The organism is Duganella callida, from assembly GCF_004614165.1.
In the GTDB taxonomy this organism is placed as follows: domain Bacteria; phylum Pseudomonadota; class Gammaproteobacteria; order Burkholderiales; family Burkholderiaceae_D; genus Rugamonas; species Rugamonas callida.
The window spans coordinates 1-21620 of record NZ_SPVG01000048.1; the positions used below are offsets into that span (position 1 = coordinate 1).

Sequence of the window (21620 nt, forward strand, 5' to 3'; positions counted from 1 at the left end):
CCCCTGCCGCGCCGGCCGCCGCACCGGCAGCCTCGGCGCCTGCGCCAGCCACGCCTGCGCCTGCAAACTCGATTCCAAAGTAATATAATTCGATACGCAGATTTAGTGCCGTTGGTAAATTTTTAAGATGGCTGCACACGTTTTCGGCAATTGCGGTGACGTGCGTGAAAATAGTTAAAGATTTATCGCTTTTCTTTTGTTTTAACGCAATACGCCATTAACAAGCGTGCCAAAACGAAGTAAAATAACGGCCTTATGCCGACGTGGTGAAATTGGTAGACACGCTATCTTGAGGGGGTAGTGGCGCAAGCTGTACGAGTTCGAGTCTCGTCGTCGGCACCAGAATATAGGCCAGCAAGGTTGCACCAAGCTGGCTTTTTTACGAGGATGTGTGGTTCGATCCTGGTCTTAGCAGTCTTACGATTGGGGCGAACGTTCAGCGCACCGCAGAGCAGTAGTCTTTTTAACTGATCTTTTACAGAAGCTCATCAATCGTGAACCTCGATAATTATCTTCCCGTTCTCTTGTTCATCCTCGTCGGTCTCGGCGTAGGCATCGCTCCCCAGGTTCTGGGTCACATTCTGGGCCCGAAAAAGCCCGACGCGGCCAAACTGTCCCCGTATGAATGCGGCTTCGAGGCGTTCGAAGACGCGCGCATGAAATTCGACGTGCGTTACTACCTCGTCGCGATTCTCTTTATTTTGTTCGATCTGGAAACGGCGTTCTTCTTCCCATGGGGCGTATCCATGCGCGAACTGGGCTGGCAAGGCTTCGTCACGATGATGGTCTTCATCGCCGAATTCGTGGTCGGTTTCTGGTACATCTGGAAGAAAGGTGCCCTTGATTGGGAATAAGCCATGGCTATTGAAGGCGTATTAAACGAAGGTTTCATCACCACCTCGGCTGACAAGCTGATCAACTGGGCGCGCACGGGTTCGATGTTCCCGATGACGTTCGGTCTGGCCTGCTGTGCGGTTGAAATGATGCACGTGGGCGCAGCCCGTTACGACATGGACCGCTTCGGCGTGGTGTTCCGTCCCTCGCCGCGTCAGTCCGACGTGATGATCGTGGCCGGCACGCTGTGCAACAAGATGGCCCCGGCCCTGCGCAAGGTCTACGACCAGATGCCCGAGCCGCGCTGGGTGATCTCGATGGGTTCCTGCGCCAACGGCGGCGGTTACTACCATTATTCCTACTCCGTGGTCCGCGGCTGCGACCGCATCGTCCCGGTCGACGTCTACGTCCCGGGCTGCCCTCCGACCGCTGAAGCTCTGCTGTACGGCATCATGCAGCTGCAGAACAAGATCAAGCGCACCAACACGATCGCACGCTAAGGAAGAGGGCGCTTCAAGATATGACTACTCAACTGGAAAAACTGCAAACCGCCCTCGGCACCGCCCTGGGCGATCGCGTCAGCACCACCGTGGCGCTGGGCGAGATCACCCTCGAGGTGAACGCCGCCAACTACTACGGCGTGATGCAGACCCTGCGCGACGATCCGACCCTGGGCTTCGATCAGCTGATCGACCTGTGCGGCGTGGATTACCTGAACTATGGCGACGGCATCTGGGAAGGCCAGCGTTTCGCCGCCGTCTCGCACCTGCTGTCGGTCAAGCACAACTGGCGCGTGCGCGTGCGCGCGTTCTGCGCCGATGACGACATGCCGCTGTTGCCGTCGGTGACCCCGCTGTGGCGCGCGGTCAACTGGTACGAGCGCGAAGCGTTCGACATGTTCGGCATCCTGTTCGAAAACCACAACGACCTGCGCCGCATCCTGACCGACTACGGTTTCATCGGCCACCCGTTCCGCAAGGACTTCCCTGTGTCGGGCTACGTCGAAATGCGCTATGACCCCGAGCAGAAGCGCGTGATCTACCAGCCGGTCACCATCGAGCCGCGTGAAAACGTGCCGCGCGTGATCCGCGAAGAAACCTACGGGATTAAATAATGGCTGAGATTAAGAACTACACCCTGAACTTCGGTCCGCAACACCCGGCCGCGCACGGCGTGCTGCGCCTGGTGCTGGAGCTGGACGGCGAAGTGATCCAGCGCGCCGACCCGCACATCGGCCTGCTGCACCGCGGCACCGAGAAGCTGGCGGAACAAAAGACTTACCTGCAGTCGGTGCCGTACATGGACCGCCTGGACTACGTGTCGATGATGTGCAACGAACACGCCTACGTGATGGCGATCGAGAAGCTGCTGGGCATCGAAGTGCCGCTGCGCGCACAGTACATCCGCGTGATGTTCGACGAAATGACCCGCATCCTGAACCACCTGATGTGGCTGGGCGCGCACGCGCTGGACGTCGGCGCCATGGGGCCGTTCCTGTACTGCTTCCGCGACCGCGAAGACCTGTTCGACTGCTACGAGGCGGTGTCGGGCGCGCGCATGCACGCGGCCTACTACCGTCCGGGCGGCGTCTACCGCGACCTGCCGGACGCGATGCCGCAGCACAAGCCATCGATCATCCGCTCGCAGAAAGCCATCGACAACTTGAACAAGGATCGCCAGGGCTCGCTGCTGGACTTCATCGAGGCGTTCACCGGCCGTTTCCCGACCTATGTCGACGAATACGAAACCCTGCTGACCGACAACCGGATCTGGAAACAGCGTACCGTCGGCATCGGCGTGGTGGCGCCGGAAGATGCGCTGGCGATGGGCTTCACCGGCGCCATGCTGCGCGGTTCGGGCATCCAGTGGGACCTGCGCAAGCACCAGCCGTACGAGGTGTACGACCTGATGGACTTCGACGTGCCGATCGGCACCAACGGCGACTGCTACGACCGCTACCTGGTGCGCGTGGAAGAACTGCGCCAGTCGAACCGCATCATCAAGCAGTGCGTCGAATGGCTGCGCAACAACCCGGGTCCGGTCATGACCAGCAACCGCAAGGTGGCGCCGCCCAACCGCGTGGACATGAAGACCAACATGGAATCGCTGATCCACCACTTCAAACTGTTCACCGAAGGCTTCCACGTGCCGCCGGGCGAAGCGTACAGCGCGGTGGAACACCCGAAAGGCGAGTTTGGCGTCTACCTGATGTCCGACGGCGCCAACAAGCCATACCGCGTGAAACTGCGCGCTCCCGATTATGCGCACCTGCAGTCGCTGGATGAAATGGCGCGCGGCCACATGATTGCCGACGCCGTGACCATCATCGGTACGCAAGACATCGTGTTCGGCAGTATTGACCGCTAAGTCCGAGAGGCAAAAGAATGTTGTTATCAGAGCAGTGCTACAAAAAAATTGACCGCGAACTGGCCAAGTACCCGGACGACCAGCGTCAATCGGCCGTGATGGCCGCGCTGGCGCACGCCCAGGTCGAACTGGGCTGGATCTCGCCGGAAACCATGCAGGAACTGGCCGACTACATCCGCATGCCGGCCATCGCCGTGCAGGAAGTCGCGACTTTCTACAATATGTACAACCTGAAGCCGGTCGGCAAGCACAAGATCACCGTGTGCACCAACCTGCCATGCGCCCTGTCGGGCGGCGTGCGCGCCGGCCAGCACCTGAAGGACAAGCTGGGCATCGATTACCGCGACACCACCGACGACGGCGCCTTCACGCTGCTGGAAGGCGAGTGCATGGGCGCCTGCGGCGACGCGCCGGTGATGCTGGTGAATAACCACCGCATGTGCAGCTTCATGACCAACGATAAAATTGACGCCCTGGTGGAGGAACTCAAGAAATGACGTCGCTCCACAATCGTCACATCGACCCTGTCATTCTGGCCGGCCTGGACGGCAAGAACTGGCACCTGGAAGACTACGTGAAACGCGGCGGCTACAGCGCCCTGCGCCGTATCCTGACCGAGAAAATCGCCCCGGAACAAATCATCGCCGACCTGAAAGCCTCGTCGCTGCGCGGCCGCGGCGGCGCCGGTTTCCCGACCGGCCTCAAATGGAGCTTCATGCCGCGCCAGTTCCCTGGCCAGAAGTACCTGGTATGTAACTCAGATGAAGGCGAACCAGGCACTTTCAAGGACCGCGACATCATGCGTTACAACCCGCATGCACTGATCGAGGGCATGGCCATCGGCGCTTACGCCATGGGCATCACGGTGGGCTACAACTACATCCACGGCGAAATCTTCGAGGTCTACACCCAGTTCGAAGATGCGCTGGAGGAGGCGCGCGCCGCCGGCTTCCTGGGCAATAACATCATGGGCAGCGAGTTCAGCTTCCAGCTGCACGCGCACCATGGTTATGGCGCCTACATCTGCGGCGAGGAAACCGCGCTGCTGGAATCGCTGGAAGGCAAAAAAGGCCAGCCGCGCTTCAAGCCGCCATTCCCGGCCTCGTTCGGCCTGTACGGCAAGCCGACCACCATCAACAACACCGAGACCTTCGCGGCGGTGCCGTTCATCCTGAACATGGGCCCGGAGAAGTACCTGGGCATCGGCCGTCCGAACAACGGCGGCTCGAAGATCTTCTCGATCTCGGGCGACGTCGAACTGCCGGGCAACTATGAAGTCCCGCTGGGCACGCCGTTCGCCAAACTGCTGGAACTGGCAGGCGGCATGCGCGGCGGCAAAAAGATCAAGGCCGTGATTCCCGGCGGTTCGTCGGCGCCGGTGGTGCGCGGCGAACTGATGATGGAAACCGACCTCGACTACGATTCGATCGCCAAGGCCGGCTCCATGCTGGGTTCGGGCGCGGTGATCGTCATGGACGAGACCCGTTGCATGGTCAAGGCCATGGAACGCCTGGCCTACTTCTACTTCGAAGAGTCGTGCGGCCAGTGCACCCCGTGCCGCGAAGGCACCGGCTGGATGTACCGCATGATCCACCGTATCGAAAACGGCCAGGGCCGTCCATCGGATCTGGACGTGCTGAATTCGGTCTGCGACAACATCCAGGGCCGCACGATTTGCGCGCTGGGCGACGCGGCGGCGATGCCGATGCGCGCGTTCATCAAGCAATTCCGCGAAGAATTTGAATATCACATCGAGCACAAGCATTGCTTAGTGCCCGCTTACCTCTAAGCTGCGTACGATCACCATGGTTGAAATCGAAATAGACGGCAAAAAAGTCGAAGTCCCTGCTGGTAGCATGGTGATGGACGCCGCCAACAAACTGGGAACCTACATTCCGCACTTCTGCTATCACAAGAAATTGTCGATCGCTGCGAACTGCCGCATGTGCCTCGTCGAAGTGGAAAAAGCGCCGAAGCCGCTGCCGGCTTGCGCCACTCCTGTCTCGGCCGGCATGATCGTGCGCTCGCACTCCGAGAAAGCCGTGCAGGCGCAGAAGTCGGTGATGGAATTCCTGCTGATTAACCACCCGCTCGATTGCCCGATCTGCGATCAGGGCGGCGAATGCCAGCTGCAGGATCTGGCGGTCGGCTACGGCAAGGGCGAATCGCGCTACGAGGAAGACAAGCGCGTCGTGGTGCCGAAAGACGCCGGCCCGCTGGTCTCCATGCAGGAAATGTCGCGCTGCATCCAGTGCACCCGTTGCGTACGCTTCGGCCAGGAAGTGGCCGGCGTGATGGAACTGGGCATGATCGGCCGCGGCGAACATTCCGAAATCACCGCCTTCGTCGGCCAGACCGTGAACTCGGAAATGTCCGGCAACATGATCGACCTGTGCCCGGTCGGCGCGCTGACCTCCAAGCCATTCCGCTACAGCGCCCGTACCTGGGAACTGTCGCGCCGCAAATCGGTCTCGCCGCACGACGGCCTGGGCGCCAACCTGATCGTTCAGGTCAAGCAGGGCAAGGTCAAGCGCGTGCTGCCGCTGGAAAACGAATCGGTCAACGAATGCTGGATCTCCGACAAGGACCGCTTCTCGTACGAAGCGCTGGACTCGGACCAGCGCCTGACCCAGCCGATGCTGAAGCAGGGCGGCGAGTGGAAGGAAGTCGACTGGCAGACCGCGCTGGAATACGTGGCGCACGGCCTGAAGAACATCAAGCACGAGCATGGCGCCAATGCGCTGGCCTCGGTCGCCACCCCGCACTCGACGCTGGAAGAACTGCACCTGCTGCAAAAGCTGACCCGCGCCATGGGCTCGACCAGTGTCGACACCCGTCTGCGCCAGACCGATTTCTCGCTGGATGTGACCCCATGGCTGGGCATGACCATCACGGAATTCGGCGCATTGAACCGCGCCTTCGTGATCGGCTCGTTCCTGCGCAAGGATCATCCGCTGCTGGCTACCCGTCTGCGTCTGGCCGTGAAGGGCGGCGCCAAGCTGTCCATGCTGAACGCCACCGACGACGACCAGCTGATGAGCGTCGCCAACAAGATGATCGTGGCGCCGTCGGAGTGGCTGTCGGCGCTGTCGCAAGTGGTGGTGGCCGTGGCGAAAGCCAAGGACATCGCCGCGCCGGCCGGTTACGATGGCGTGCAAGCCAGCGACGCCGCCACCGCGATCGCCGCGTCGCTGCTGTCGGGTGAAAACAAGGGCATCTTCCTGGGCAACGCCGCCGCGCAGCATCCGCAAGCCGGCGCGCTGCACGCCGCCGCGCAATGGATCGCCGAACAGACCGGCGCCAAGCTGGGCTACCTGACCGAAGCCGCCAACACCGTCGGCGCCTACATCGCCAACGCCAACGCCGGCACCGCGCCGGTGTTCAGCGAAGCCAAGTCGGCCTACCTGCTGCTGAACGCCGAACCGGAACTGGACGCGCACAACCCGCAAGCCGCCGTCGCCGCGCTGAAGAAAGCCGAGATGGTCGTGGTGATGTCGGCCTTCAAGCACGGCATGGATTACGCCGACGTGCTGCTGCCGGTGTCGCCATTCAGCGAAACCTCGGGCACCTACGTCAACGCCGAAGGCCGTGCGCAAAGCTTCAACGGCACCGTCAAGCCGCTGCTGGAAACCCGCCCGGCATGGAAAGTGCTGCGCGTACTGGGCAACATCCTCGGCCTGGCCGGCTTCGACTACGACACCTCGGAAGCGATCCGCGACGAAGTGCTGGGCGCCGGCGTGACCGATGTCACCGCCAAGCTGAACAACGTATCGAAAGCCGCGCTGACCGCGTCGACCGCAGGTAATGGCTACTTCGCGACCGGTACCGAACGTATCGCCGACGTGCCGATCTACTTTGCCGACGCCATCGCGCGCCGCTCCGAGCCACTGCTGAAGACGGCCGACGCCGCCGCGCCGAAAGCGCACCTGTCGACCGCCCTGGCGCAGCAGCTGGGTGTGGCCGCCGGCGACAAGGTCAAGGTAACGCAAGGTTCGGGCAGTGCGATCCTGGAAGCCGTGGTTGACGCCAAGCTGCCGGCCAACGCGGTTCGCGTTGCCGCCGCGCATGCCTCGACCGCCGCACTGGGCAGCATGTTCGGTTCCATCACCGTAGAAAAAGCAGGAGAGGTGAAATAATGGCGCTGCCTGAATTCGTCACTACCATCAATTCCATGGGCGCGAACAGCGTGCTGGCTCCGGCCTGGCCGCTGATCTGGGCGCTGATCCGCATCGTCGTCGTGCTGCTGCCCCTGATGGGCCTGGTGGCTTACCTGACCCTGTGGGAACGCAAGTTCATCGGCTGGATCCAGATCCGCGTCGGTCCCAACCGCGTTGGTCCGATGGGCCTGCTGCAGCCGATCGCCGACGCGCTGAAACTGCTGTTCAAGGAAATCATCACCCCGGCCAAGGCCAATCCCGGCCTGTTCGTGATCGGTCCGATCATGACCATCATGCCGGCGCTGGCCTGCTGGGCGGTGGTGCCGTTCGGCCCGGAAGCGGTGCTGGCCAACGTCAACGCCGGCCTGTTGCTGCTGATGGCGGTCACCTCGATGGAAGTCTACGGCATCATCATCGCCGGCTGGGCCTCGAACTCGAAGTACTCGTTCATGGGCGCGATGCGCGCCTCGGCACAGATGATCTCGTATGAAATCGCCATGGGCTTCGTGCTGGTGGTGGTGCTGATGGTGTCCGGTTCGCTGAACTTCATCGACATCGTGCACGGCCAGCAGCAGGGCATGATGGCCGACAAGGGCTTGAACTTCCTGTCGTGGAACTGGCTGCCGCTGCTGCCGCTGTTCGTGGTGTACCTGACCTCCGGCCTGGCCGAGTGCAACCGTCACCCGTTCGACGTGGTGGAAGGCGAGTCGGAAATCGTCGCCGGTCACATGGTGGAATACTCGGGCATGGCCTACGCCATGTTCATGCTGGCCGAATACGCCAACATGATCCTGATCGCCACCCTGGGCTCGATCATGTTCCTGGGCGGCTGGTCGGCGCCATTCGCCTTCCTGGAATTCTGGGGCGGTTTCGGCGGCTTCTTCTGGTTGTTCGTGAAAGCGTTCTTCCTGGTGTCCGTCTTCATCTGGGTGCGTGGTACTTTCCCTCGCTACCGTTACGACCAGATCATGCGTCTGGGCTGGAAAGTCTTTATCCCGCTGACGCTGGTGTACCTGGTGTTCGTCGCAGGCTGGATGCAGACCTCCTGGAATATCTGGAAGTAAGGAATAGACAAAAATGGAACGTTTAAAAGATTTCGTCAGCAGCTTCATGCTGACCGAGCTGATCAAAGGGATGGCGCTGACGGGCAAGTACATGTTCTCGCGCAAGATCACGGTGCAGTACCCGGAAGAGAAGACGCCGATGTCGCCGCGCTTCCGCGGCCTGCACGCGCTGCGCCGCTACCCGAACGGCGAGGAACGCTGCATCGCCTGCAAACTGTGCGAAGCGGTGTGCCCGGCGATGGCGATCACCATCGAATCGGAACAGCGCGATGACGGCTCGCGCCGCACCACCCGTTACGACATCGACCTGACCAAGTGCATCTTCTGCGGCTTCTGCGAAGAATCGTGCCCGGTGGACTCGATCGTTGAAACGCATGTGCTGGAATACCACGGCGAAAAACGCGGCGATCTGTACTACACGAAAGAGATGCTGCTGGCCGTTGGCGATCGTTACGAAAACGACATCGCCGCAGCCCGCGCAGCGGACGCTCCGTATCGCTGACGGGGAGGGCGGCGCCGTTCCGGCCGTCCTTTACAGCGATCTGATCAACAAACTGTACGTCTCTTGGGTTAGTTATGGAATTTAAAACTGCTTTGTTCTACGTCTTCGCGGCCATCATGATATTGGCCTCGACGCGCGTCATTACGGCCCGCAATCCGGTGCATGCGGCGCTGTTCCTGGTGCTGGCGTTCTTCAACGCCGCCGGCATCTGGATGCTGCTGGAGGCCGAGTTCCTGGCCATCGTGCTGGTGCTGGTCTACGTCGGCGCCGTGATGGTGCTGTTCCTGTTCGTGGTGATGATGCTGGACATCGACACCGACAAGCTGCGCGAAGGCTTCTGGAACTACCTGCCGGTGGCGTCCTTCGTCGGCGTGATCATCGTGCTGGAAATGGCCGCCGTGCTGTGGCGCTCGTTCCTGTCGTTCGACCAGCAGGCCGTCGCGGCCGGCAACATCGGCGGCACCAAGGAACTGGGCCTGCTGATCTACACCAAATACATCTACGGCTTTGAAATCGCCGCCGCCATCCTGCTGGTCGCGATCATTGCAGCCGTGGCGCTGACCCTGCGCAAGCGCAAGGACACCAAACACTTCGACCCGGCCGACGCGGTGCGCGTCAAGCGCAACGACCGTCTGAAGATCGTCAAGATCGCCCCGGTCACCACGCGCGGCGCGGCAGAAGCAGACGTTAAGGAGGCACCATGACTTTATCCCTGGCTCACTACCTCGTACTGGGCGCGATCCTGTTCGCGATCTCCATCGTCGGTATTTTCCTGAACCGCAAGAACGTCATCATCCTGCTGATGGCCATCGAACTGATGCTGCTGGCAGTGAACATGAACTTCATCGCGTTCTCGCATTACCTCGGTGATGCGGCAGGGCAGATCTTCGTCTTCTTCATCCTGACCGTGGCCGCCGCCGAATCGGCGATCGGCCTGGCGATCTTGGTGGTGCTGTTCCGTAATCTGGACACCATCAATGTAGAAGACCTGGATAGCCTGAAGGGCTAAGTTCAACCTCACGAAAAATAACGATTAAGGTTCATCATGGCGGTTACACTCAACCCTGATCTCCTGCTAGCCGTACCACTGGCGCCCCTCGCGGGCTCCGCCGTGGCAGGCTTGTTGGGAACTAAATTCTTCGGCAACGTCGTCGGGCGCAAGACCTCGACCGCGGCGACCATCCTGGGCGTGCTGGTGGCGTTCATCATTTCGGCCATGACGCTGAATGATGTGATCAACGGCGCCAGCTTCAACGGCACCATCTATAACTGGATGACCGTGGCCGGCATGAAGATGGAAGTCGGCTTCCAGATCGATTCGCTGTCGGCGATGATGATGTGCGTGGTGACCTTCGTGTCGCTGATGGTGCACATCTACACCATCGGCTACATGGCCGAAGACGAAGGCTACAACCGGTTCTTCTCCTACATCTCGCTGTTCACCTTCTCGATGCTGATGCTGGTGATGTCGAACAACTTCCTGCAGCTGTTCTTCGGCTGGGAAGCGGTGGGCCTGGTGTCGTATCTGCTGATCGGCTTCTGGTATACCCGTCCGACCGCGATCTTTGCCAACATGAAGGCCTTCCTGGTCAACCGCGTCGGTGACTTCGGCTTCATCCTGGGCATCGGCCTGCTGCTGGCCTACGCCGGTTCGATGAACTACCAGGAAGTGTTCGCCAAGCGCGAAGCGCTGGCGCTGCTGCACCTGCCGGGCACCGACTGGATGCTGCTGACCGTGGCCTGCATCTGCCTGTTCATCGGCGCGATGGGTAAATCGGCGCAGTTCCCGCTGCACGTCTGGCTGCCGGACTCGATGGAAGGCCCGACCCCGATCTCGGCACTGATCCACGCCGCCACCATGGTTACCGCCGGCATCTTCATGGTGTCGCGCATGTCGCCACTGTTCGAACTGTCGGACACCGCGCTGAGCTTCATCCTGGTGATCGGTTCGATTACCGCGCTGTTCATGGGCTTCCTCGGCATCATCCAGAACGACATCAAGCGCGTGGTCGCGTACTCGACGCTGTCGCAGCTGGGCTACATGACCGTGGCGCTGGGCTCGTCGGCCTACTCGGTGGCCGTGTTCCACCTGATGACCCATGCCTTCTTCAAGGCGCTGCTGTTCCTCGGCGCCGGCTCGGTGATCATCGGCATGCACCACGACCAGGACATCCGCAACATGGGCGGCCTGCGCAAGTACATGCCGATCACCTGGATCACTTCGCTGCTGGGTTCGCTGGCCCTGATCGGCACGCCGTTCTTCTCGGGCTTCTACTCGAAGGATTCGATCATCGAAGCCGTGGCCGAGACCCACATCGCCGGCGCCGGCTTCGCCCAGTTCGCCGTGCTGGCGGGCGTGTTCGTGACCGCGTTCTACTCGTTCCGCATGTACTTCCTGGTGTTCCACGGTAAAGAGCGTTTCGGCCAGGCGCATGCCCACGGCCATGACGACCACCACGCCCATGATGCCCACGCGCACGATGACCATGGTCACGACAGCGATGCGCACCACGAAGAGGAAGAGGACGATCACGGCCACCACGGCCTGGCTCCCGGCCAGAAACCGCACGAATCGCCATTCGTGGTCTGGTTCCCGCTGGTGGCGCTGGCCATCCCGTCGGTGATCATCGGCGCGCTGGCGATCGGCCCGATGCTGTTCGGCGACTTCTTCAAGGGCGTGATCTTCATCGGCGAAAACCACAAGGCGATGGAAATGCTGGCAGAGGAATACCACGGCCCGGTGGCCATGGCGATCCACTCGCTGACCTCGCTGCCGCTGTGGCTGGCGATTGCCGGCGTGGCGTTCTCGTACTACTGCTACATGGTCAATCCACGCGTACCGGCCTGGTTCTACGAGAAGTTCAAGGCGATCCACACGCTGCTGGACAACAAGTACTACATGGACAAGTTCAACGAGACCGTGTTCGCCGGCGGCGCGCGCCTGCTGGGCAACGGCTTGTGGACCGTCGGCGACCGCACCCTGATCGACGGCCTGCTGGTGAACGGCAGCGCCAAGGTCGTGGGCTGGTTCTCGACGCTGACCCGCCTGGCGCAGACTGGTTACATCTACCACTATGCGTTCGTCATGATCCTCGGCATTCTGGGGTTCCTGGTCTACTTCCTGCCGTTTTGGCACGCTTAATTAGCTGATACGCAAAGAGATAACGATAACCATGATGCAGTCAACCATATCTACACTACCTCCGTACCTGAGCCTCGCGATCTGGCTCCCGATTATCTTCGGCCTGATCGTGCTGGCTGTGGGACGTGACAGCAACGCCGGCTTCACGCGCGTGCTGTCGCTGCTCGGCGCGCTGGTCAGCTTCGTCGCGACCATTCCGCTGATGACCAACTTCGACAACGCCGCCCACGGCATGCAGTTCGTCGAGAACCAGCCGTGGATCGAAGCATTCAACATCCATTATTCGCTGGCCATCGACGGCCTGTCGCTGTGGTTCGTGCCGCTGACCGCCTTCATCACCGTGATCGTGGTGATCTCGGCCTGGCAGGTGATCCAGAAGCGCGTGGCCCAGTACATGGGCGCGTTCCTGATCCTGTCCGGCCTGATGATCGGCGTGTTCGCCGCCATGGACGGCCTGCTGTTCTACTTCTTCTTCGAAGCGACCCTGATCCCGATGTACATCATCATCGGTATCTGGGGCGGCGACAACCGCGTGTATGCGTCGTTCAAGTTCTTCCTGTACACCTTCTTCGGCTCGCTGCTGACGCTGGTTGCCATCATCTACCTGTACAAGGTCTCGGGCGGCAGCTGGGACATCCTGATGTGGCACCGCGTGCCGCTGACGATGACCGAACAGATCTTCATCTTCATCGCCTTCTTCATGGCGTTCGCCGTCAAGGTGCCGATGTTCCCGGTGCACACCTGGCTGCCGGACGTGCACGTGGAAGCGCCGACCGGCGGTTCCGCCGTGCTGGCCGCGATCATGCTGAAGCTGGGCGCCTACGGTTTCATCCGTTTCTCGCTGCCGATCGTGCCGGACGCTTCGCACTACCTGGCGCCGTTCGTGATCACGCTGTCGCTGATCGCCGTGATCTACATCGGCCTGGTGGCGCTGATCCAGAAGGACATGAAAAAGCTGGTGGCCTACTCGTCGATCGCGCACATGGGCTTCGTCACCCTGGGCTTCTTCGTGTTCAACAACATGGCGGCGCAAGGCGCCATCATGCAGATGATCTCGCACGGTTTCGTGTCGGGCGCGATGTTCCTGTGCATCGGCGTGCTGTATGACCAGGCGCACTCGCGCCAGATCGCCGACTACGGTGGTGTGGTCAACAAGATGCCGCGTTTCGCCGCCTTCTTCATCCTGTTCTCGATGGCCAACGCGGGCCTGCCGGCCACTTCCGGCTTCATCGGCGAATTCATGGTGATCCTGGGCGCCACCCAGTACAATTTCTGGATCGGTCTGCTGGCTGCCACGGCCCTGATCCTGGGCGCGGCCTACTCGCTGTGGATGGCCAAGCGCGTGATCTTCGGCAAGGTCGCCAACCACCACGTGGCCGAACTGGTCGACCTGAACGGCCGTGAATTCCTGATGCTGGGTATTCTGGCGGTCTGCACGCTGGCGATGGGCGTGTACCCGGCGCCATTCGCCGACACGATGCAAACCTCGGTCGCCGACCTGCTGGCGCACGTGGCACACAGCAAGCTGCCTTAAGTAGAACGGAAATACAACAATGACTACACCTATTCCACAAGAGGTCGTGAACCTGGTTCCAGCATACGCAGAGGTTGCGGTGCTGGTCGGTGCCTCGGCCATCCTGCTGATCGACATGTTCCTGTCGCAGGCGCAGCGCTCGATCACCTATGTGCTGTCGCTGCTGACCCTGATCGTCTGCGCCGGCATCAGCTTTGCCGACTTCTCGTCGGGCGCCACCGCGTACACCTTCCACGGCATGTTCGTGTCGGACCCGATGGCCAACCTGCTCAAGCTGTTCACCTACCTGACCGTCGGCATGACCCTGGTGTATTCGCGCCAGTACGCCGGCGAGCGCGGCATGCTGAGCGGTAACCTGGGCGGCGAGTTCTACGTCCTGGCGCTGTTCTCCATGCTGGGCCAGATGATCATGATCTCGGGTTCCAACTTCCTGTCCATCTACCTGGGCGTGGAACTGATGTCGCTGTCGCTGTACGCGCTGGTGGCCATGCGCCGCGACAACGTGCGCGCCACCGAAGCGGCGATGAAGTACTTCATCCTGGGCGCGCTGGCCTCCGGTTTCCTGCTGTACGGCATGTCGATGCTGTACGGCGCCACCGGTACCCTGGACATCCGCGCCGTCTCGGCCGCGGTGGCCGCCGGCACCATCAAGCCGACCATCCTGGTGTTCGGTATCGTGTTCCTGGTGGCCGGCGTGGCCTTCAAGCTGGGTGCCGTGCCATTCCACATGTGGGTGCCTGACGTGTATGACGGCGCACCGACCGCCGTGACCCTGCTGCTGGGCGGCGCGCCGAAGATCGCCACCTTCGCCATCTGCATCCGTCTGCTGGTGGAAGGTCTGCTGCCGATGGCGTTCGACTGGCAGCAGATGCTGCTGGTGCTGGCCGTGCTGTCGCTGGCGCTGGGCAATGTCACCGCTATCGCGCAAAGCAACATCAAGCGCATGCTGGCTTACTCGACCATCGCCCAGATCGGCTTTGTGCTGCTGGGTCTGCTGTCGGGCGTGGCCGGCACCACCGACCGCACCGGCATCGCCGGCGCCTACAGTGGCGCCATGTACTACGTGATCACCTACGTGCTGACCACCGTCGGCACCTTCGGTACCCTGATGCTGCTGTCGCGTGCCGGCTTCGACGCCGACAACATCGCCGACTTCAAGGGCCTGAGCAAGCGCAGCCCGTGGTTCGCGGTGGTGATGTCCATCCTGCTGTTCTCGCTGGCCGGCGTGCCGCCGATGATGGGCTTTGCCGCCAAGTTCGCCGTGCTGAACTCGGTGCTGGGCACCGGCCAGATCTGGCTGACCGTGGTCGCGGTGATGTTCTCGCTGATCGGCGCGTTCTACTACCTGCGCGTGGTCAAGACCATGTGGTTCGATGAGCCGGTGGACGACACCCCGATCGTCGCTTACGCCGACATGAAAGCGGTGCTGAGCCTGAACGGTATCGCCGTGGTGGTATTGGGCGTCCTGCCTGGCCCGCTGCTGGCATCGTGCCTGTCGGCCATCAAAGCGACGCTGGCCACCTGATGGATACCTCCGTCGCCGGCTGGTTGGTGATCGCGGTGGCCATCGCGGCCGCCAACCTGCCATTCTTCAACGACAAAGTGTTCGCCCTGGTGGGCGGACGCTGGGCGCGCAAGCCCCTGGTGTTCCGCCTGGCCGAGATGATCGTGCTGTACTTTGTCGTCGGGGCGCTGGGCTTCGCCCTCGAAGCCAACATCGGCACCCGCTTCCCCCAGACCTGGGAGTTCTACGCGATCTCCGCCTGTCTGTTCGTGGTTCTCGGTTTCCCGGGATTCATCGTCCGCTACCTGCGCAAGGCCCACGGCTGATACACTATCGTTCTTCAACGATGTGGAGCAGGAATGGACAATCTCAAAGAAAGCCGTATCGACGGTGAGCTGGCGTATGCCGGCTCATTCCTCAAAGTCCAGAAGGACACCATCGCTCTGCCGAACGGCAAACGCACCACCCGCGAATACATCCTGCATCCCGGCGCGGTCGTGATCCTGCCGCTGCTGGATGACGGCACCGTGCTGATGGAGCGTCAGTACCGCTATCCGCTGCAGGACGTGTTCATCGAATTCCCGGCCGGGAAAATCGACAAGGGCGAAGATCCGCTGGTCGCCGCCAAGCGCGAACTGGAAGAGGAGACCGGCTACACCGGCGGCGAATGGCAGTTCGTCACCACCATCCACAACGCCATCGCCTATTCGGACGAACATCTGGACCTGTACCTGGCGCGCGGCCTGAAGGCCGGGCCGGCCAGGCTGGATGAGGGCGAATTCCTCGAAACCTTCACCGCCACCATCGACGAGCTGCTGCAGTGGGTCCGCGAAGGCAAGATCACCGACGTCAAGACCGTGATCGGCGTATTCTGGCTCGATAAACTGCGCGCGGGCGACTGGAAGCTATGAGATGGCTGGCGGCGCTGGCCTGCCTGCTCGCCGTAAGTGGCGCGCAGGCGGCGCAACGCACGCCGTTTCAGATCCGCTGCGAAGATACGATCACGCGTTCGCTGTCGGTGCTGACGGCCAAGCAGGATGGCTACACCGTCAACAACCAGCTGCCCTACAGCGCGCTGACCGCACGCACCGGCAGCATGAACCGCAACATGCAGACGCTGGGACTGACCGTCACGCAGGGCATGCACAAGGCGCGCGTGGACAGCGGCCCGATATTGCAAGACCCGGCCAGCGGCTACGAATGCATCGCCCCCAAGGTGGAGATCCAGCTGTATTATTCGCCGGTGCGGATTTATGTCGGCAACGAGTTCGCGCCGGGCACTTGCGCCTACAAGGAAATCCTGGCGCACGAGATGCGTCACCTCAAGGCGCACATGGACAATCTGGACCGCGTACAGAAGGTGGTGGCGCAAGCCTTGAACAGGCGCTTTGGCGGGCAACCGCTGTACGCGCCGTCCGGCACCGCCGTCTCGGCCCTGCAGCATGAGGTCAGCAGCACCTGGTTCAACTTCATCCGAGATGAATTCGAAAAAGGCAAAATAGAGCAGGACAAGATCGACAGCCCGGAGGAATATGCCCGCCTGTCGAAAGCCTGCAATGGCGAGATCGCGGCGATCGTCGGTCGCCGCCGCAAGTAAAGAAAATGATGACTGCAACAACCCAACCACCGCGCTACTTTGCGCTGCTGCCCGCCGCCGGCGTCGGCGCGCGCATGGCGGCCAACGGACCCAAACAATACCTGACGGTGGGCGGCAAGCCGATGCTGCGTCATGCCGTCGATGCTTTCCGCGCCAGCCCGCTGGTGGCCCACACCTATGTCGTGGTCAGTCCGGACGACGGCGTGATCGATTCCGTGCTGCCGCCCGGCCTGGACGGCGTGACGGTTCTGCGCGTCGGCGGCGCCACCCGCATGGACTCGGTGCTGAACGGCCTGCGCGCGCTGGATGGCCAGATCGCGCCGCATGACCTGGTGATGGTGCATGACGCCGCGCGTCCCGGACTGACCCCGGCGCTGATCGCGCGCTTGATCGAAGGCGTCGGCGACGATCCGGCCGGCGGCCTGCTGGCGCTGCCGGTGGTCGACACCATCAAGCGCAGCGCGCCCGGCGCCGATGGCGGCGCGCTGAGTGCGGCGACGGTGCCGCGCAACGGCCTGTGGTCGGCGCAGACGCCGCAGATGTTCAGCTACGGGCTGCTGCTGCGCGCCCTCGGCAGCGCGCCCGACGCCAACGCCATCACCGACGACGCCAGCGCGGTCGAGATGCTGGGCCATGCGCCGCGGCTGATCGAAGGTCACCCACGCAATCTCAAAGTAACGCTGCCGGCCGACATCCGCATCGCCGAGATGTACCTGGCTCACAAGGAAGACTAATCATGACCAAACTCCCATTCCGCATCGGCCAGGGCTACGACTGCCACGCACTGGTGGCGGGCCGCAAACTGATCATCGGCGGCGTCGACATCCCGCACCACGTCGGCCTGCTGGGCCACTCGGATGCCGATGTGCTGCTGCACGCGATCACCGACTCCATCCTCGGTGCTGCCGCGCTGGGCGACATCGGCAAACACTTCCCGGACACCGATCCCGAATTTAAGGGCGCCGATTCGCGCAAGTTGTTGAAGGAAGCGGCCAGGCGCGTGGTGGCCACCGGCTACAGCATCGGCAACATCGACTGCACCATCATCGCCCAGCGGCCGAAGATGGCGCCGCACATCACGAGCATGCGCGCCAACATCGCGGAGGACCTGGGGGTGGACATCAGCCAGGTCAACGTCAAGGCCAAGACCAATGAAAAGCTGGGCTACCTGGGACGCGAGGAAGGCATCGCCGCCGAATCCATCGTCTTGCTGATCGCCTCGTAAAACAGGGTCGCATGAACGCCAGCACTTCCGGATCGAAGCGTCGCGGCGTTCGCTATAACGAACGCGGCTGTCGTCAACGGTGCGCATGCTGCTTTCAATGATGCCCCGCGCATCCGCGAAATCCAGGCCGTGTTTGCGCAAGTTACTTTTGCGCTTGGCTTCGTCCCACGTATAGGTGGGCTGGATCAATCGTGTGAATCGAACTTCTGCGTGCCCGCTGCGGAGTCGAGCGCGATACTGATATCTTCGTAAAACAAAGTGGCTTCATTTTTCAGCACGTCCGCAGCGGTTTCCGCTGAAACGCCGGAATGATCGCGGAGAAAATCCTCCAGCGATTTACCAGCCAGTAAATAGTCGAACATGCGCTTGATGGGCACCAGCGTGTTGGCGAATACGGGGGTGCCGCATAAAATGTGCGGCTCCATTTGCACTTGCGGCACACGCGATTTAATGTATGCCAGCAAGTCGGCCGGGACCGGATCGAGTGGCGATTTACGTGGTGGAAGAATGCGTCCATTGAAGCGGAAAACTGGATTGGCATACAAGCCGGACTCCAGCGGCGGGCAATCCTCATCAAATTCAATATCGTCTTCAGGGATCGGCATCACATCCATCCACCTGTTCTTACGCTCCCAATAAGACACGTCGTTCGATCCGGGATGCTTTTCTGAATGAGATGATTCGTATTCCATTTTGCTGCTCCGCATAAATAACCGCCACTTCTTTACCTTGGGAGAAACCTACCGTCAAAAATCTGCGCTCGCTATAGTGATAACGAGTGTCTTCCGTACTGTAGGAACGGCTATCCTCCAGTACTTCAGGTGCGTCCGCAAAATCCAAGCCGTGTTTGCGCAGGTTCGTCTTTCGCTTGGCCTCGTCCCACGTATAGATGGTCATTTCAGTGTAATGGCTGGCTGGTGTCCGTCAAGCGCACTGAAGATGAAGTGAGCATGGATACCGCTGGGCTATCGTGCTCTCGCTGGTTGCGCTGACACTGAGCTGTATCAACCAGCCGTCATTTGCACTGGTTATGCGCCTTCGATGCCGGCGCCAGATCGACTTGGGCCTCTCTGCCGGCGCTGACGCCGACTTCGCGCGGCGCGTGGTGCGGCCCGCTTTCGACGATCTGGTAACGGCCCGGCTTCAGTCCCTCGGTGCGATAGGTGCCATCGCACTTGGCCATGATGCCGATGATTTCGCCGGTCGCCAGATTGGCGATGACGATCTGCGCGCCCGCATCGGCGCTGCCAGCGATGCTGCCGGTACTCTCCGCCGCCATGATGGATGAACTGAATGCCAGCAGCGCGGCGAACACGAATCTCTGCATGTGTGTACCTTAAATCAAATCGATATCGCAATATGCATGCCATGCGGAGTGCCTTTATCTACGGGCTTTCTGGATGTCCGCGCAGTGTTCGGCCGTCCGCGTGGACGTCCGTTCAGACCAGCACGGGGCCACCATCGTCCAGCGCCATCACGCGCCGGCCCGGCAAGCGGGTACTCATCCTTGCACCCGCTGCAGCAGGCCGGAAATCGCCTGATCCAGCGTGACCGAACCGCGGCGCGGTGCACCTTCGAATTCGATCCAGCCCTGGTTGAAGCCATCCAGCATCTGCATGCGCGGCGTCGGATTGCGCATGCCCTGTGCCGTGAACAGCGCCGACCAGCCTTCGCGCGCCACCACATGCGCATGGACATCCTTGTGCAGCAGGCGGCCGAAACTGGCGGCGATGTCGGCCGGCGAGATGCGCACCGGACCCTCCAGCTCCACCACGCGCACGCCTTGCCATTGCTGTTGCAGCAGTTCCGCCGCCACCGCCGAGATATCGGCGCAGGCCACCATCGGCACCGGTTTGTCCAGCGGCTGCAGGAAGCTGGCGATCGTGCCGGCACCGCGCGCCGACGCCACGTCCCACAGGCTGTTCTCGATGAACCAGGCCGCGCGCAGGAAGGTGATGGGCAGGTCCAGCGTACCGAGCTCGCGTTCCATGATGCCGAGTTGATTCAGCAGATTCGGCTGCGTCGCCTGCGCGCCGATGGTCGACAACACCACCACGCGGCCGGGACGCGCCGCCGCCAGCGCTTCACGCAATGCGGCGATGGCGCGGCGGGCTTCGGGGAAACCGTCGGTCGGATCGAAGGTCGGCGGCAGCAGCACGAAAACGGCTTCCGCACCGCTGAAGGCGTGGGTCAGCGCGGCGGCGTCATTCACGTCGGCCAGCGCCACTTCCGCGCCGCGCGCGGCCCAGGTCTCGCCCTTGGCGGCGTCGCGCACCACGGCGCGTACGGGCAGGCCTGCGGCCAGCAACTGTTTGCCCAATACCGCGCCGACTTGTCCAGTGATGCCGGTGATTGCATACATGATCTTCTCCTGAAAATTAAAAAACGATGGAGAGAATTTTGCTGCAAAAGCGCGCATACTCCGATAGCATGGGATGCATATCATTGATGACTCCGAGGCATGGATGGATGAACGGGTATTGAACGGCATGCGCGTGCTGCAAGCCATCATCGACAGCGGCAGCTTTGTCAGGGCAGGGGAAGCGCTGGAGATGTCGCAGTCCGGCGTCAGCCGCGCCATCGCCAGGCTGGAGGCGCGGCTGAACATCCGCCTGTTCGACCGCACCACACGCCAGGTCGCGCTGACCGACGAGGGCCGGCGCTTTTACGCGCAGGTTAATCCCTTGCTGGCGGGGCTGGAGGAGGCGGTAGCGTCGGCGGCGCAAGGCGCGGTGGTCGTGCGCGGCAAGCTGCGCGTGAATATCGATCCGCTGCTGGCCCGGCTGCTGCTCGGGCCGAAGCTGGGCAGCTTCCTGAAACAGCATCCTGAACTGGATCTGGACCTGATGGCGCGCGACCAGTTGGGTGACCTGGTGGCGGATGGTTTCGATCTGGCGATCCGGCTCGGCCAGCCGCCTGCGTCCTCGCTGATCGCGCGCAAGCTGCTCGATACCCGCGTGCTGACCGTCGCCACGCCGGGCTATCTGCGCAGGCACGGCGTGCCGAAAAAGCCGGCCGACCTGGAAAGCCCGGAGCACGTCTGCATCCACTTCCGCAATCCGTTGACCGGACGGCCGTTCGACTGGGAGTTTCATCGCGGCGGCAAGGTCACCATCGTTCACCCGCGCGGGCCGATCACACTGAATGACGGCGGCACCATGGAAAGCGTGCTGCTCTCGGGCTACGGGATGGCGCAGGTGATCGATCTGGCGGTCGAGCCGCTGCTGCGTTCCGGCGCGCTGGTGCCGGTGCTGACGGCGTGGCCGGACGAACGCTTCCCGCTGTACGCGCTGTATCCGTCGCGCCATCACCCGCCGGCCAAGACGCAGGCCTTCCTGGCATTCGTCCAGTCTCTGCTACCATGAACGATTTTGGGGAAGACAATGGCGCGTGAGGCGTATTTGTACCGGCAGGTGGCCGTACATTCGGTGCAGGACTACGACGGCAGGGTGACGATCCATCCCGTGCCCGGTCAGGCCTATGCGCCGGACCTGAACGTACAGTGCTCGCGCCGGTTGAGCGACACCAGCGTCTACCCGCTGGGCACCATTTTTCTGGTGGACGCCAAACTGACGGACCGTCTGGGCGGTCCGCAATATCTCTACGTCTGGCACGGCGACGACATCAAGGCGCTGTCGCGGCGCGAGGCTGAAGTCTTCCTCGAAGCCTACCGCCGCGTCAGGCTTTAAGCCGC

At 61.9% G+C, this 21620-nt stretch carries 25 protein-coding genes, 1 tRNA gene and 1 pseudogene; 22 read left to right on the forward strand and 5 right to left on the reverse strand.

Annotation, left to right across the window (positions count from 1 at the left end):
- Positions 1–257: 257 nt before the first annotated feature.
- The 20 genes from E4L98_RS05145 to ispF all read left to right on the forward strand — a co-directional run bounded on the left by E4L98_RS05145 (position 258) and on the right by ispF (position 17926).
- Positions 258–342 (forward strand) — tRNA-Leu (locus E4L98_RS05145).
- A 152-nt stretch (positions 343–494) separates the two neighbouring features.
- A complete protein-coding gene (locus E4L98_RS05150) occupies positions 495–854 on the forward strand; it encodes an NADH-quinone oxidoreductase subunit A (protein WP_135200499.1) in 360 nt (119 codons plus the stop codon).
- Between the two features lie 3 nt (positions 855–857).
- Positions 858–1334, forward strand: coding sequence for a NuoB/complex I 20 kDa subunit family protein (locus E4L98_RS05155; protein ID WP_008450353.1), 477 nt, complete (start codon positions 858–860; stop codon positions 1332–1334).
- Positions 1335–1354: 20 nt separating this feature from the next.
- Positions 1355–1948: an NADH-quinone oxidoreductase subunit C gene (locus tag E4L98_RS05160; protein ID WP_135200500.1), complete on the forward strand. Its 594-nt coding sequence runs from the start codon at positions 1355–1357 to the stop codon at positions 1946–1948.
- The gene (locus E4L98_RS05165; RefSeq protein WP_135200501.1) at positions 1948–3201 is read left to right on the forward strand and encodes an NADH-quinone oxidoreductase subunit D; all 1254 of its coding nucleotides are present in this window, start codon (positions 1948–1950) and stop codon (positions 3199–3201) included. The genes E4L98_RS05160 and E4L98_RS05165 overlap by 1 nt, the downstream gene beginning before the upstream one ends.
- 17 nt (positions 3202–3218) lie before the next feature.
- Entirely contained in the window at positions 3219–3698 is a 480-nt protein-coding gene (nuoE, locus tag E4L98_RS05170) for an NADH-quinone oxidoreductase subunit NuoE (RefSeq protein ID WP_135200502.1), read from the forward strand.
- Entirely contained in the window at positions 3695–4990 is a 1296-nt protein-coding gene (nuoF, locus tag E4L98_RS05175; RefSeq protein WP_135200503.1) for an NADH-quinone oxidoreductase subunit NuoF, read from the forward strand. The genes nuoE and nuoF overlap by 4 nt, the downstream gene beginning before the upstream one ends.
- Positions 4991–5006: 16 nt before the next feature.
- Complete coding sequence (gene nuoG, locus E4L98_RS05180; protein WP_135200504.1) at positions 5007–7337, forward strand: NADH-quinone oxidoreductase subunit NuoG; 2331 nt, start codon at positions 5007–5009, stop codon at positions 7335–7337.
- Positions 7337–8422, forward strand: a complete 1086-nt coding sequence (nuoH, locus tag E4L98_RS05185; RefSeq protein ID WP_135200505.1) for an NADH-quinone oxidoreductase subunit NuoH — start codon at positions 7337–7339, stop codon at positions 8420–8422. The genes nuoG and nuoH overlap by 1 nt, the downstream gene beginning before the upstream one ends.
- Positions 8423–8435: 13 nt before the next feature.
- Positions 8436–8924 (forward strand): NADH-quinone oxidoreductase subunit NuoI, encoded by a 489-nt coding sequence (gene nuoI, locus E4L98_RS05190; RefSeq protein ID WP_135200506.1) that lies wholly within the window; start codon positions 8436–8438, stop codon positions 8922–8924.
- Positions 8925–8998: 74 nt separating this feature from the next.
- Positions 8999–9628 (forward strand): NADH-quinone oxidoreductase subunit J, encoded by a 630-nt coding sequence (locus tag E4L98_RS05195; RefSeq protein ID WP_135200507.1) that lies wholly within the window; start codon positions 8999–9001, stop codon positions 9626–9628.
- A complete protein-coding gene (gene nuoK, locus E4L98_RS05200) occupies positions 9625–9933 on the forward strand; it encodes an NADH-quinone oxidoreductase subunit NuoK (protein ID WP_135200508.1) in 309 nt (102 codons plus the stop codon). Before E4L98_RS05195 ends, nuoK begins: the two co-directional genes overlap by 4 nt.
- Before the next feature lie 36 nt (positions 9934–9969).
- Positions 9970–12066, forward strand: coding sequence for an NADH-quinone oxidoreductase subunit L (nuoL, locus tag E4L98_RS05205; RefSeq protein ID WP_135200509.1), 2097 nt, complete (start codon positions 9970–9972; stop codon positions 12064–12066).
- Between the two features lie 31 nt (positions 12067–12097).
- A complete protein-coding gene (locus E4L98_RS05210; RefSeq protein WP_135200510.1) occupies positions 12098–13600 on the forward strand; it encodes an NADH-quinone oxidoreductase subunit M in 1503 nt (500 codons plus the stop codon).
- A gap of 19 nt (positions 13601–13619) precedes the next feature.
- Complete coding sequence (nuoN, locus tag E4L98_RS05215) at positions 13620–15125, forward strand: NADH-quinone oxidoreductase subunit NuoN (RefSeq protein WP_135200511.1); 1506 nt, start codon at positions 13620–13622, stop codon at positions 15123–15125.
- Positions 15125–15430, forward strand: a complete 306-nt coding sequence (locus tag E4L98_RS05220; RefSeq protein WP_135200512.1) for a DUF2818 family protein — start codon at positions 15125–15127, stop codon at positions 15428–15430. The genes nuoN and E4L98_RS05220 overlap by 1 nt, the downstream gene beginning before the upstream one ends.
- 33 nt (positions 15431–15463) lie before the next feature.
- Positions 15464–16015: an NUDIX domain-containing protein gene (locus E4L98_RS05225; protein WP_135200513.1), complete on the forward strand. Its 552-nt coding sequence runs from the start codon at positions 15464–15466 to the stop codon at positions 16013–16015.
- Positions 16012–16701 carry a hypothetical protein gene (locus tag E4L98_RS05230; protein ID WP_135200514.1) on the forward strand — a complete coding sequence of 230 codons (690 nt, stop codon included), beginning with the start codon at positions 16012–16014 and terminating at the stop codon, positions 16699–16701. The genes E4L98_RS05225 and E4L98_RS05230 overlap by 4 nt, the downstream gene beginning before the upstream one ends.
- Before the next feature lie 8 nt (positions 16702–16709).
- Entirely contained in the window at positions 16710–17435 is a 726-nt protein-coding gene (ispD, locus tag E4L98_RS05235) for a 2-C-methyl-D-erythritol 4-phosphate cytidylyltransferase (protein ID WP_135200524.1), read from the forward strand.
- A gap of 2 nt (positions 17436–17437) precedes the next feature.
- Positions 17438–17926 carry a 2-C-methyl-D-erythritol 2,4-cyclodiphosphate synthase gene (gene ispF / locus E4L98_RS05240; RefSeq protein ID WP_135200515.1) on the forward strand — a complete coding sequence of 163 codons (489 nt, stop codon included), beginning with the start codon at positions 17438–17440 and terminating at the stop codon, positions 17924–17926.
- Positions 17927–17968: 42 nt separating this feature from the next.
- Here ispF and E4L98_RS31265 read toward each other — a convergent pair.
- The 5 genes and pseudogenes from E4L98_RS31265 to E4L98_RS05265 all read right to left on the reverse strand — a co-directional run.
- Positions 17969–18115: pseudogene (locus E4L98_RS31265) on the reverse strand (BrnT family toxin); the annotation flags it as partial.
- A complete protein-coding gene (locus E4L98_RS30315; protein ID WP_229257256.1) occupies positions 18112–18618 on the reverse strand; it encodes a DUF433 domain-containing protein in 507 nt (168 codons plus the stop codon). The pseudogene E4L98_RS31265 and the gene E4L98_RS30315, both read right to left, overlap by 4 nt.
- Entirely contained in the window at positions 18551–18823 is a 273-nt protein-coding gene (locus E4L98_RS05255; protein ID WP_135200516.1) for a BrnT family toxin, read from the reverse strand. The genes E4L98_RS30315 and E4L98_RS05255 overlap by 68 nt, the downstream gene beginning before the upstream one ends.
- Positions 18824–18941: 118 nt before the next feature.
- The gene (locus E4L98_RS05260) at positions 18942–19253 is read right to left on the reverse strand and encodes a carboxypeptidase-like regulatory domain-containing protein (protein ID WP_135200517.1); all 312 of its coding nucleotides are present in this window, start codon (positions 19251–19253) and stop codon (positions 18942–18944) included.
- A gap of 174 nt (positions 19254–19427) precedes the next feature.
- A complete protein-coding gene (locus tag E4L98_RS05265) occupies positions 19428–20288 on the reverse strand; it encodes an NAD(P)H-binding protein (protein WP_135200518.1) in 861 nt (286 codons plus the stop codon).
- A gap of 73 nt (positions 20289–20361) precedes the next feature.
- Between E4L98_RS05265 and E4L98_RS05270 the strand changes: the two genes are divergently transcribed.
- Positions 20362–21291 carry a LysR family transcriptional regulator gene (locus tag E4L98_RS05270; protein ID WP_229257257.1) on the forward strand — a complete coding sequence of 310 codons (930 nt, stop codon included), beginning with the start codon at positions 20362–20364 and terminating at the stop codon, positions 21289–21291.
- A 6-nt stretch (positions 21292–21297) separates the two neighbouring features.
- Entirely contained in the window at positions 21298–21615 is a 318-nt protein-coding gene (locus tag E4L98_RS05275) for a hypothetical protein (RefSeq protein WP_229257259.1), read from the forward strand.
- The last annotated feature ends 5 nt before the right edge of the window (positions 21616–21620 follow it).